Below are 11,958 nucleotides of genomic sequence, written 5' to 3'. Positions count from 1 at the left end.
GGCACTGGGCACGTTCCGCAGGGCCGACGCGCTGCGGAACGTGCCCAGTGCCTCCAGCACCGCGGCCAGCAGCACCGGCAGCAGCAGCAACCCGACCAGCCCGGACAGCAGTTGCAGGACCTGCCGCCCGGTCGACGCGTGGTACGCGGGATCGTTGATGCCGAACAGGTCGAGGAGCGTGACGTACGTGGCGTACAGCGGATGCTCCCCGGTCACGAAGATGAACGCGACGGCGAGCGCGAGCACACACCCCACCAGACCGGCCAGCGACCACCGCAGCCGCCGCGAGAACAGCGAGGCGAACGGCGGCACGGCACCCCGCCCGGAGGGCAGGGACGGCCCGGAGTACGACACCTGCTCCAGGACGACGGTCCCGCGCCCGGTCGCCGACGCCACCGCACTCTCGTCCGGCAGCAGTCGCGGCCCCTGCTCCCCGCTGCCCTCGGAACCGTCCGCCCCGGCCGGGTCGTTGCTGGTCGCGGACAGCAGCGCCAGGGTGCACAGGCCGGGGTCGGCCACCTCGCCCGGCCGCGGCGGCTGCCGCTCCACGGCACGCAGGACGAGCCCTTCGGTCTGGACGACCTTGCTGGTGCCGACGAGGGCGGTGGCGGCCAGCGCGGGAGCGGCCGTGTCGGCGTCGGACAGCACGGTCGTCGACGCGTCCAGTCCGCCGCCCGTGCCGGGCCCCGTGCCGGAGGCCACCGCCGCCGTCTGGTCGAGCAGTTCCTCGATGTGCTGGCCCAACCGCCGGTTGTACAGCCGGAGAACGAGCCGGATGCGGGGGTTGAGCCGGCGGGCGGTGAGCGCGGCGCGGATGTTGGTCTCGTCGTCGTCGTACACGAGCGCCAGGGCGGCCGCCCGGTCGGCGCCCACGTCGGTGAGCACGGCCTCGGTGACCTCGGGGGCCTCCACGATCTGCTCGTTCGCGGCCGGTTCGGCGCCGCCCGTGCCCGTCCGGTTGACGGCCGCGCTGACCCGGTCGAGCAGGGCCGCCGAGGCGGCCCGGGCCCGCCCGACCACCGGCTGCCGTACCCGGCGCCCCGAGGGCGGCACCACGAGCGTGACCTGTTCGCCGTACACACCGCGCAGTTCGGCGGCCAGCCGGTGCGCGAGCCCGTCGTCCCCGCACACGATCATGTGCGTGGCCGGATCACCTGGCAGACCTTGGTTCGGAACGCTCCCCACAAGGGACAAGACTGCCTCACCGGGACGGCTGGTTCCAGAAGGGGACAGCGGTGACTGAACGCCCGGCGCGGCCCGGCCGTACAGAAGGGGAGGCAATGCATGCCCTTGCGCACCACCGGAGGTACCGGGCCCGTGGCCACCACCAAGACCGTCCCACAGGAGAGCGGAGAGCGCGGGGACTTCGAGGCGGACCGGGGCCAGGAAGAGGGCAGGCACCTCAACTCCCCCCTCCTGCTCACTCTCCTCCTGCTCACGGCGGTGATGCTCCAGGGCCCGATCCGCGGGGCCCTGTCCGCACCGGTGATGCAGAGCTGGATGACGGTGTTCGTCGCGGTCATGGTCCAGGCGCTGCCGTTCCTGGTGCTCGGCGTGCTGCTGTCGGCGGGGATCGCGGTGTTCGTGCCGCCGTCCTTCTTCGCCCGGGCCCTGCCGAAGCGCCCTGCCCTGGCGGTGCCGGTCGCGGGCGTGGCGGGCGCGGTGCTGCCGGGCTGCGAGTGCGCGTCGGTGCCGGTGGCCGGGGCGCTGGTCCGCCGCGGGGTCACACCGGCGGCGGCGCTGGCGTTCCTCCTCTCGGCACCCGCCATCAACCCCATCGTGCTGACGGCGACGGCCGTGGCCTTCCCCGGCAACCCGGAGATGGTCCTGGCCCGGTTCGTCGCGAGCCTGCTGGTGGCGTGCGCGATGGGCTGGCTCTGGCACCGCGTCGGCCGCACGGACTGGCTGCGCCCACCGGACAGACCGACGTACGAGGGGCAGGGCAAGGGGGCCGCCTTCTGGGGTTCGGTGCGCCATGACGTGACGCACGCGGGCGGTTTCCTGGTGGTCGGTGCGATGGCCGCGGCGACGCTGAAGGCGGTGGTGCCCGAGGAGTGGCTGCGCGCGGCGGCCGGGAACCCGGTGTTCTCGGTGCTGGCGCTCGCGGTGCTCGCCGTCCTGCTGTCCATCTGCTCGGAGGCGGACGCGTTCGTGGCGGCGTCCCTGACCCAGTTCTCGCTGACGGCCCGTCTGACGTTCCTGGTTGTAGGGCCGATGATCGACCTGAAGCTCTTCGCGATGCAGGCGGGCACCTTCGGCCGGGCCTTCGCCCTGCGCTTCGCCCCCGCGACGTTCGCCCTGGCCGTCGTCGTGTCGGCCCTGACCGGAACGGTCCTGCTGTGAACCGCCTGGCCCAGACGGCCCTCCTCTTCCTGCTCGGCGCGACACTCCTGCACGCCGGCCTGACCGACCTGTACCTGCGCTACGTCAAGGCGGGCCTGCGCCCGCTGGTGCTGGTGGCGGGCGTGGTGCTGATCGCGACGGCGGTGGCGACGCTCTGGTACGAACGCCGCCGCGCACGCGGGCAACAGCACCACCACCACGAGCCCCGCATCTCCTGGCTCCTGACCCTCCCCGTCCTCGCCCTGATCCTGGTCTCCCCGCCGGCCCTCGGCTCCTACAGCGCGGCCCACACGGGCACGGCGCTGACGAAGCCCTTCGGCTTCCCGGACCTCCCGGCCGGCGAACCGCTCCGGCTGGGCGTGGCCGACTATGCGGGCCGAGCGGTGTACGACAAGGGCCGCCACCTCCGCGACCGCGAGCTGAAGATCACCGGCTTCGTCACCCTGGACCGGTCGGGCACCCCCTACCTGGTCCGCATGGGCCTCAACTGCTGCGCTGCGGACGCCCAGCCGGTCAAGATCGCCCTGACCGGCGACATCCCCCCGGTCCTGAGCCCGGACACCTGGCTGGAGATCACCGGCCGCTACACACCCCGCCGGGCCAAGGACCCGGTCAACGACGGCCCGATCCCGTACCTCGACGTCACCAGCGCCAGACCGGTACCGGTACCGGCCGACCCGTACGACGAGACGTGGAACACGTGAGCCCGTGTACCGGGTGTCACCACGCCGCGTAGTAGAAGAGCCACTTCCGGGTACTCGGGAATCTCGCTGATCAGCGAGGGGGAGGCATGACCGCATCGACTCGCGAGACCGGAACCGGGACGCGGCCCGACCGCGCGGCGGAACCCACCCGGGACCTCATGGCCGAGGCCCGCGAGCAACTCGCGAAGGCAGACAGCAAGGCCGGACTGATCCTGGCGACCCTGGGCGCGGCCCTGACCGCCCTGCTGGGCGCGATCGCCGGCGGCCTCATCGTGCCGGGCCAGTACGCCGTGGTCCCACAACTCCTGGTCTGGTCCGGCTGCGCGGCCTGCGCGCCGTCCCTCGTCCTCCTCGGTCTGGCCGTATCGCCCCGACGCACCTTCCAGGCCTCCTCTTCCACCGATGCGGGGCAGGTGGAGGCCCTGTCCCGCACGGCCTGGCTCAAGTACCGCTGCATACGCCGGGCGATGGCCTGGGGCGCGGTCTTCCTCACCCTCACCCTGGCGGGAACGCTGGCCGGGACGCTGTCCTAGCAGCGCAGCTCTCCTCAGATCACTGCGCGTCATCCAGGACATGGGGGTTGTACACCCAGACCGCGACCTCGCCGCCGCAGTCCAGACAGGCGGTCATCGCGAGCGCCCGGCTGACCTGCCGGGCGCCGTCCTCGCTGCTGACGGTCCCGGCCATCGGTCTGCCCTCCCGCTTCATGTCCCGCAGATGGATCAGCCTGGCCGGGTAGAGCCGCAGGCACGTCGCGCACTGCAGCGGGGCGCGCAGGGCGGCCCGGGCCTGCGGTGCCTGATCGCCGAAGATCTCCGACAGCGCCCGGTACAGCGGGTAGAGGTCACCGGCGGACGCCGCGTCGATGGTCGTCTTCAGCAGCGCGACGTCACCGGCGGCGGCATCGCGGCTGAACGCGTCGAAGTCCTCGTGCACCGGACAGTGCCGGTCCCCGACCACCAGCTCCCGCCGGGGCAGCGCACCGGCTCCGGCGGCCGAGGTGTCCCCGACGAACCTGACGAAGACACCGCCGCGGTCGTTGAAGGTGTTGTGGACGACCCGGTACCGCGAGGTCGTCACGTCGTCCCCCAGCCCGTGCCGGGCCAGCACCGCCCCGATGAAGTCGTCGTCGGCCTGCCGGACGTCGCCGATCCACAGGCCCTCCAACTCCCCGGCGCCGTCCCGCAGCAGCACGTACGCGTCATCGGCGGACCGCCCCTGCTCCTGATCCACGTACGGGTGCGGCTCGTCCCCGGACCGCCGCTCCCGCTGCTCCCGCCGCTTCCGAAACAGTCCCATGGCTCGCCGGCCCTCCGGTTCACGCACTCGACAGCTCACGCCCGCGCCCACGCCCCGCCTCTTCCGCCCCGCCCTGCGTCAGCTTCCTTTCCCCGCGCTTCTCGGCCCGGGACAGACCCCCCACGGCAGCAACGGCATCACGCTCCGGTCGGCGGGCATGCCACCACACCGGCCGCGGGACGGGTCCCGGCCGCGCCCGGGTCCGGGATTCAGCGCGGCGCGGCGGTCGTCCCCCGCACCACGAGCCGAGGCGCGACGACGTCCTCGCCGGTCGCGGCCTCCTCACCCTCCAGACGTGCGACGGCCCGGCCGACCGCGAGCCGGGCGAGGCGCGGGATGTCCTGGCCGACGGTGGTGAGGTCGATGTGGGCCAGCCGGGCCAGGTGGCTGTCGTCGAAGCCGACGACGGAGATGTCGCCGGGAACCGTGACACCGGAGCGGAGGAACACGTCGAGAACGCCGGTCGCACAGCGGTCGTTGAAGGCCAGGACCGCGGTGGGGCGCGGGCGGGCCGCCAGCAGGCCCCGGGCGGCAGCGGCACCTTCCTCCTCGGTCAGCCCGCCGGCCAGGACACGGATGTGGCCGGACAGGCCGTGGCGGTTCATGGCGGTGCGGTAGCCGCGGCGCCGGTCGGCCGCGCCCGGCGCTCGGCCGCCGTCGACATGGGCGATGTCCCGGTGCCCGAGGCCGACGAGATGGTCCACGGCCTGCCGGGCTCCCTCGTCGTCGGCGGTTCGTACGACCTCCAGCCCCGGGACGGGCGAGCGCAGCCGGCGGGCCACGGAGACGACCGGCACCTGCCCGGCGAGTTCCGCCAGTCGCGCGGCCGGGGCCTGCGGACCGAGCAGGACCAGCGCCTCGCAGCGGTCGGCGAGCAGCGTCTCGACGGCACGCTGCTCGCCGCGCCCGGCGGCCACGGCACTCAGCGCGATCTGGTACCCGGCCGGTTCGGCCGCCGCGTAGATGCCCTCGACCAGGTCGGCGTGGAACGGCTGCTGGAGGCCGAACTGCACCCCGAGCAGCCGGGACCGCCTGCTGCGCAACAGCCGCGCCCGGGCGTCCGGACGGTAGCCGAGGTCCCGCGCCGCCTGGAGGACACGCTCCCGCGTGGCCGCACCGGCGCCCTTCGCGTCCCGCATCACGATGGAGACCAGCGCCGTGGACACACCGGCCCGCGCGGCGACGTCCGCGAGCGTCGGCCGCTTTGCGTCCGGGGCCGCCGGGGTCTCTGGCACGGGTTCCTCCCTGGTCGGGCCGTGGCCCGGAGACCGATCCTAGAACGTTCTAGCCCCTGCGGTCGATGTAGGGCAGACTGCTAGAACGTTCTAGTCCACGTTCGAGTCGGCGTTCTGGTCGGATCGCTCAAGACGAGAGGAAACTGGCGATGGTGTACACCCTGGCGGTCTGCGCCGAAATGGTCTTCCTGGACCTGCCGATCGACGAACGGGCCCGGCGCATCCACGACGCCGGCTTCCAGGCCGAGATCTGGGACTGGACCCGGCACGACCTCGACGCCCTGGCCCGCACCCCGGCCGAGTTCTCCTCGATGACCGGCTACATCCGCGGCACCCTGACCGACGAGGAGGGCGCGGCGGAGCTCCTGCGCACCGCCGAGGAGTCCGTCCGGGCGGCCGAGCAACTGGGCTGCCCCCGCCTGAACCTGCACGGCACGGGCCTGGACGGCAAGGGCCTGCCGGTAGCGCCGGTGACCGGCGACCCCACGGGCCCCCAGTGGATCACCGCCCACCACACGCTCACCCGCCTCGCCGAGCTGGGCGAGAGGGCCGGCGTGGTCTTCACGCTGGAGAACCTCAACACGGCCGTCGACCACCCCGGCGTCCCGTTCGCGACCGCGGCCGACACCCTGGCCCTGGTCCAGGCGGTGGACCGCCCCGGCCTGCGGATGAACCTGGACCTCTACCACGCCCAGATCGGCGAGGGAAACCTGATCGAACTGGTCCGCAAGGCCCACGCCCTGGACCTGATCGGAGAGATCCAGGTGGCCGACGTCCCCGGCCGCCGCGAACCCGGAACCGGCGAGATCAACTACCCCGCCGTCGCCCGCACCCTGAAGGAGATCGGCTACGAGGGCACGGTCGCGATGGAGGCCTGGGCCTCCGGCGACAGCGAACTGGCGCTGGAGCGCTTCCGCTCGGCTTTCACGCTCTGATTAACTCACCAGTATTAATCGTGGACACGTTCCCATAGGGAACGCCCGTTCGGTCAATTCCGGCTGCGAGGCAAGAAGAACAGGCCACATCCCGTCCCGTCTGTTTGCCGGGACACGGCTCGGCGGCAACATGGTCAGACGCTTGAACGGCGAACTGCGCCGCGGAGTGAGATCGTCGGGGGTGCTGGTGAATCACGTGTGGCCGCCGTCCACCTTTCTTGGCCGGCTGCGGAACACGACACGCGAGGAACTCCTGGGGCAGGGCACCCCCATCGCCTATCCGACCCATCGCGCGCTGCTGCAGCAGGGCGACGACAGCCGGCACGTCCTGTTGATCACGAGGGGTGTCGTGAAGGTCGTCGCCAGCGCGGAGAGCGGTTACGACATGCTGCTCGCCGTCCGTATAGCGGGCGACCTGGTGGGCGAGATGGCGGCCTTCGAGGAGCGCCCCAGGTCCGGCACGGTGGTCGCGTGCAGTGACGTGACCGCGCGGATCATCCAGGTGCAGGCGCTGGAGACCTTCCTCACCCGGCACCCGGACGCCATGCGGGCCATCCTCCAGATGCTGTGCGCCCGGCTGCGCTGGGCGAACCGGCGCAGGGTCGACTTCCAGGCCTACGACTCGCTGACCCGGCTGGCCCGGGTCCTGGCCGAGTTGTGCCAGGCCTACGCCCAGCCCGCGCCGGACGGTGACGGCAGGCGGTGCGACCTCGGCGTGACGCTCACCCAGAAGGAACTCGCGTCGCTGGCGGGTCTGAAGCTCAACACGGCCGAAAAGAGCCTGGCCGCACTGACAGCCCAGGGACTGGTGGAACGCAGTTACCGCAACATAACCATCTGTGACGTTCCGAAGTTGATGGAATTCGCCAAAGTCGTTGCCGACAACCCGTACTGATACGGAATCGCTTCGCGCACTCTCTCCTAACCTCTCGGGCAGCACTTCATGGGCAGTGTCTGCCCATCGCCTGCCCAGAGAGGAATGATCGGGTGGCTGCGTGGCCTGACTTCTATCCCTGCACCTGCATAGCCGTGGACGCACAGTCCTACGGAAGCAACAACGACCGTAGGCAGTCCGAAATCCAGCACGATCTGCCGAGGCTCCTCGACCGTGCCGCCAGAGGCGCCGGACTGGACCGCGCGCAGTGGCACATCCAGCGCAAGGGCGACGAGCAGCTGGCGATCCGGCCCGTCGACGGCAAGGAACCGCGCCTGGTCGACGACTACGTCCGCCATCTCGTCGCCGAGCTGCGCGCGTACAACGCCCAGCGGGTTCCCGAGGCCCGGATGCGGCTGCGGGCCGTCGTCCACCAGGGGCTGGTGGCGCAGGCCGACAACGGCTTCGCCGGCACGGCCGTGGTGGCCACGGCCCGCCTGCTGAACGCGCCCGCGCTCTACGACGCCCTGGCCGCCTGCCCCGAGGCCGACCTGGCGCTGTTGCTGTCCGACGACGTATTCCGGTCCACGGTGGCGGGCGGGCACACGACCCTGGCCACGGAGGACTTCACCCGCGTCACCGTCCATGTGAAGGAGTACGAGGCCACGGCCTGGCTGTGGGTGCCCGCGTCCGGCGCACCGGCCGCGGCCTCGCGTGAGCCCGGGGCCGCGCGAAAGGGGAAGCACGCGGCCCCGGCACCGGGGGAGCCCGCGGCGGACCGGCCGGAGCCGGCCGCCGCGGGCGGGACCGGGATCAGCAACGAGTACCGGGGCGACCACATCAACGTCACCAACATCGCCGGCCCGGTGGACGCCCGGGGTGCCGTCTTCGGCTTCGGGAGCGCCGGTGCCTGAGGACACGGACGCGGACGGCGGGCTGGACATATCGCCGCCCGCCCCCGCCGCCGACCAGGACGCCGAGCCGCCCGAGCCGGAGGACGACGGCAGCGCCCCGCGGGCCGGGGACGAGGCCCCGGGCGCGGACACGTCCCCCGAGCAGCGCGGAGAGCCGGACGAACGGGAGGAGGACGACCGCGGCTACGAGGACCTCCGCCGCGTCCACCAGCTCGTCAACAACAACTTCTACGGCGTCGTCGACGCAGCCGGGGCCGCGTTCGGCTTCGGCTCCGCCTCCTCCCCGGGGCTCGCTCCCGGCATCATCGAGCCCGAGGAGGCGGACCGGGCCCTGCGGTTCTACCTGCCCCCGCGGCCCTGCTTCGACGAGGCGCTGGGCAAGCTGCGCGCGGACGGTCTCGTGGTCCTGACCGGCCAGGACGGCTGCGGCCGGGGCGCGGGTTCCCTCGCCCTGCTCAGGGACATCCTGGGCGAGCAGGCCAGGCTGCGCAGCCTGTCGCCCGCCAACGCCCTCGCCGAGCTGGCGGCCTCACGGGACCTCAAGCCGGGCCGGGGCTACGTCATCCTCGACTACGTCGGCGAGCTGCCCGACCAGGCCGTGCAGGCGTACGAGATCGGGCGGCTGAGCGAGGAGCTGCACCGCAAGGGTTCCTACCTGGTGATCACGGCGGGCGACACGACCCGTCGGCGGCTGGCGCTGCGGGACCGCTGTGTGCCCTGGCAGCCCCCGGACCCCGTGGAGCTGTTCGCACACTGCCGGGAGAAGCTGCCGCCCTCCGGCCTCACGCCGGACACCGAGCAGGAACTGCTGGAGCGGGTCGGCGAACAGCGGCGGCCCGCGGACGTCGTCGCGGCGGCCGTGGCCCTGTCCCGGGACGGCGCGGAGAAGGCGCTGGACACCCTGCGGGACCGGTACCGGGAGCGGGTCCAGGAGTGGTTCCGCGAGCAGCCGTCCGCGGACGACCTGCTCCCGCTCGCGGCACTGGCCTTCCTGGAGGGCGTCCCGGAGCGGACGTTCGAGAAGGAGTGCGCCGCGCTCGCCGCCCACGTGCGCAACTGGGAGCAGAGCGGTGAGACGCCGGTCGCCGAGCTGGACGTCGAGGCCAGGACGCCGTCGGGCGGCGCGGTGGCCCAGCAGTCCAGGGCACGGTGGAAGGAGCGGGTGGTGGGACTCGTGACCACCGAGCACCGCCCGGGTCCGGGCCGGGACGCCGGGCGCAGCGAACGGCGCCTGGTCTTCACCTCGTCGCGCGTCCGCGAGCTCGTCATCGCGGAGCTGCACGACCTGTACGGCTACGAGCTCTGGTACCCGCTGCGCCGGTGGCTGGGCGAGCTGGCCCTGCGGGGCGACCTCGGCACCCGGACGGAGGTGGCCCGGGGCGTCGCGCTCCTGGCACGGTACGCGCTGGTCGAGGTCGACGAGAACCTGCTGCAGATGTGGTCCGAGGGCATCACCAGCCAGCGGGTGACCGCCGCACTGACGCTCCAGTTCATGTGCGACGTGGAGCATCTCGCCCCGCAGGCCCTGAACATCGTCCTGAGCTGGACGGACAACAGCGGCCAGGGCCGTGCCGTGACGGCGGCCATGGCACTGACGGGCCGCCTGGGCTCCCTCTACCGCCTGGACGCGTTCAACGGGCTGTGGTTCCTCGCACAGCGCGGGGAGCGGGTCGCGTTCTCGGCCCGGCGTTCCCTCGTCCTGCTGCTCCAGACCGCCGAACAGGACCCCGAACGCGTCCTGTTCACCCTCCGGTACGTACGGACGGTGATCGCCAGGACAGCGCCACGCTCCCTGGAGCGGTCGATCGCCCTGCGAACCGCCCTGCAGTTGCTGGAGGCCACCCGGCTGGAGGCCCCGGAGCCCGTCACCGCGGCACTCCTGCGTACCGTCCCCGGCAGCGCCCGCCAGCTCGGGTCCCTGTGGGCGGACGTCCTGCACAGCAGCAACCGGAGCCGGGCGGTCAGCGCGCTGTGCCGCACGCTGGTGCAGTTGCGGGACGACCCGTCCGTCACCGGCGCCGTGGGCGAACTCGGCGAGGCCATGCGGAACGCCATGAGCGGGCGCCAGTGGGCCGCCCTGTGCCACCACCTGTCCATCGCCCTGAAGCACCCCGACTACGCGATCCCCGGCGCCCGCCGGCTGGCACAGGTCCTCCTCGGATCGCTGCGCGGACGGGCACCGGCCGAGTCCCGGCGCTCCGCCGCGTCCCTCCTGTCCACCGCTCCCGTCCCTTCCTCTCCTGGAGGTCGAAGCAAGTGAACTACCCGGTCATCGCCGAGCACATACTGGCCACGGTCCAGGGCACCTGGTGGTCTCGGCGTCGCCGCCGCGAGGACGTACCGCCGCTTCCGCCCGGCGCGGCCTACGTCTTCAGGGTCGGCGGGAACTACCGCACGTTCCCCGAGGGGATGGTGTTCGACCCGTCCCACCCCGACGTGCTCGACGCCTCCTCGGTCAGCCTGGTCGACACCCGGGCGCGCCTCGTCGACGTGGAGCGCCCCCTGCCGTCGATGAGCGAGGCGGACAACTTCACCATGCGGGCGTCCTTCACCTGCCAGGTGACCGACCCGACCGTCATCGCCCGGCAGGGCATCATCGACGTCACCGTTCCCCTGCGCGCGTACCTGATGGGCGACAGCGACCTGCCGAGGGTCAGCGCCGGGCACCGCGTGGAGGAGGTCAACGCGGTCCGCACGGAGGCAAGTCATCGTATGACCGCCTACAGCGCGATCGTGCCGCCGCGTGTCGCGGGCATGAGCGTCGAGTTCGTCAGCGCCGAGGTGCACGCGTCGGAGGACCTGCGGGACTGGGAGCAGAAGCTGCGTGACGAGCGGCGCTCCTGGGAACTGCAGCGCGGCCAGCGCGACTTCGAGACCGAGGACGCCCGGCGGATCGCGGAACTGCTCTCCCAGGGATCCGACCACGTGGACGCCTTCGGCATCGCCCGCAAGGAGATGGACGTCACCGAGGTGGCGGCCCGCATCCACCGGATCACCGACGAGGAGTCCGCCCGCCGCCACACGGCTGAGACGGCGGAGCGGTCCCACACGCACGCGCGCGAGACGGCGGAGGCGCAGATGCGCCGCGACATGCTGCTGACGCTGCTGCGGCAGATGGGCGGCAGCGAATACGTCGACTACCACCAGGTCCTGGAACAGGTCCTGCGCGAGACGGGCGGCCAGGCCACGCCCGGGATCTCGGCCGCCGCCGACACCGCCCGCATGGTCGAGTCGGGACAGGCACGCCCCGGAAGCACGGCAGCGGGCCGGGAGGGCGCGCGCGACGCGCAGGGTGGTTTCGTCAAGGACGAGGACGATCTCGTTGACTGACTTCCTGACGAACCGTGTGACGCCCTCCGGCACCCCGGAGGGCCAGGGGACCGGCGACCGGGCCGCACGACGGCTGCGTGCCCTCACCGGAGTCGACGAGGAACTGCTGGCCAGGGTCAGATACGAGCGGAGCAAGTACACGGCCCTCGGCGGGGTGGTGCTCGGCACCTCCGTGATAGCGGCGTTCTCCATGTGGAACTTCGCGACCGAGGCGCTCGGGGGAGTCTCCTTCGTGGCCCTGGTCCCGACGGTCATCTGGATGCTGTTCGTCCTCAATCTCGACCGCTGGCTGGTCACTCCTCAGCCGAACGCCCGGCGCCGGGC

General features: G+C 72.4%; 12 protein-coding genes. 9 read left to right on the top strand and 3 right to left on the bottom strand.

Annotated elements, in window-relative coordinates:
* Positions 1-1,137 (bottom strand): NAD-binding protein (locus CCL05_RS32630; protein WP_208641668.1); only part of this gene is annotated, 1,137 nt, incomplete at its 3' end.
* A gap of 180 nt (positions 1,138-1,317) precedes the next feature.
* On the opposite strand from CCL05_RS32630, the gene CCL05_RS32625 reads away from it, so the two are divergent.
* The 3 genes from CCL05_RS32625 (at position 1,318) to CCL05_RS32615 (ending at position 3,580) form a co-directional block, all read left to right on the top strand.
* A complete protein-coding gene (locus CCL05_RS32625) occupies positions 1,318-2,343 on the top strand; it encodes a permease (RefSeq protein ID WP_425275959.1) in 1,026 nt (341 codons plus the stop codon).
* On the top strand, positions 2,340-3,047 hold the full coding sequence (locus tag CCL05_RS32620; protein ID WP_086564279.1) for a TIGR03943 family putative permease subunit: 708 nt from the start codon (positions 2,340-2,342) through the stop codon (positions 3,045-3,047). Before CCL05_RS32625 ends, CCL05_RS32620 begins: the two co-directional genes overlap by 4 nt.
* A gap of 86 nt (positions 3,048-3,133) precedes the next feature.
* A complete protein-coding gene (locus CCL05_RS32615; protein WP_086564278.1) occupies positions 3,134-3,580 on the top strand; it encodes a Pycsar system effector family protein in 447 nt (148 codons plus the stop codon).
* Between the two features lie 19 nt (positions 3,581-3,599).
* On the opposite strand, the gene CCL05_RS32610 is transcribed toward CCL05_RS32615, so the two are convergent.
* Both CCL05_RS32610 and CCL05_RS32605 read right to left on the bottom strand, forming a co-directional pair.
* Positions 3,600-4,346, bottom strand: coding sequence for a hypothetical protein (locus CCL05_RS32610; RefSeq protein WP_086564277.1), 747 nt, complete (start codon positions 4,344-4,346; stop codon positions 3,600-3,602).
* Positions 4,347-4,555: 209 nt separating this feature from the next.
* Positions 4,556-5,581: a LacI family DNA-binding transcriptional regulator gene (locus CCL05_RS32605; protein WP_086564276.1), complete on the bottom strand. Its 1,026-nt coding sequence runs from the start codon at positions 5,579-5,581 to the stop codon at positions 4,556-4,558.
* 149 nt (positions 5,582-5,730) lie between these two features.
* On the opposite strand from CCL05_RS32605, the gene CCL05_RS32600 reads away from it, so the two are divergent.
* From CCL05_RS32600 to CCL05_RS32575, 6 genes are all read left to right on the top strand, one after another.
* Positions 5,731-6,516: a TIM barrel protein gene (locus tag CCL05_RS32600; RefSeq protein ID WP_086564275.1), complete on the top strand. Its 786-nt coding sequence runs from the start codon at positions 5,731-5,733 to the stop codon at positions 6,514-6,516.
* A 142-nt stretch (positions 6,517-6,658) separates the two neighbouring features.
* Positions 6,659-7,411 carry a Crp/Fnr family transcriptional regulator gene (locus tag CCL05_RS32595; protein ID WP_244204483.1) on the top strand — a complete coding sequence of 251 codons (753 nt, stop codon included), beginning with the start codon at positions 6,659-6,661 and terminating at the stop codon, positions 7,409-7,411.
* A gap of 92 nt (positions 7,412-7,503) precedes the next feature.
* Entirely contained in the window at positions 7,504-8,304 is an 801-nt protein-coding gene (locus CCL05_RS32590) for a hypothetical protein (protein WP_086564273.1), read from the top strand.
* Entirely contained in the window at positions 8,297-10,564 is a 2,268-nt protein-coding gene (locus CCL05_RS32585; protein WP_107400542.1) for a hypothetical protein, read from the top strand. The genes CCL05_RS32590 and CCL05_RS32585 overlap by 8 nt, the downstream gene beginning before the upstream one ends.
* Complete coding sequence (locus tag CCL05_RS32580) at positions 10,561-11,634, top strand: hypothetical protein (RefSeq protein ID WP_086564272.1); 1,074 nt, start codon at positions 10,561-10,563, stop codon at positions 11,632-11,634. The genes CCL05_RS32585 and CCL05_RS32580 overlap by 4 nt, the downstream gene beginning before the upstream one ends.
* The coding region (locus CCL05_RS32575; protein WP_244204482.1) for a DUF4407 domain-containing protein at positions 11,627-11,958 on the top strand (332 nt) is incomplete at its 3' end. The genes CCL05_RS32580 and CCL05_RS32575, both read left to right, overlap by 8 nt.

Origin of the sequence: Streptomyces africanus (assembly GCF_002150735.1) — a bacterium.
Lineage (GTDB): Bacteria > Actinomycetota > Actinomycetes > Streptomycetales > Streptomycetaceae > Streptomyces > Streptomyces africanus.
This window is presented reverse-complemented; position numbering and strand designations above follow the sequence as displayed.

Bases quoted from the DNA above. Each gene is read 5' to 3' on its own strand.
- CCL05_RS32615 (WP_086564278.1), top strand. From the start codon at position 3,134: ATGACCGCATCGACTCGCGAGACCGGAACCGGGACGCGGCCCGACCGC.
- CCL05_RS32610 (WP_086564277.1), bottom strand. From the start codon at position 4,346: ATGGGACTGTTTCGGAAGCGGCGGGAGCAGCGGGAGCGGCGGTCCGGG.
- CCL05_RS32600 (WP_086564275.1), top strand. From the start codon at position 5,731: ATGGTGTACACCCTGGCGGTCTGCGCCGAAATGGTCTTCCTGGACCTG.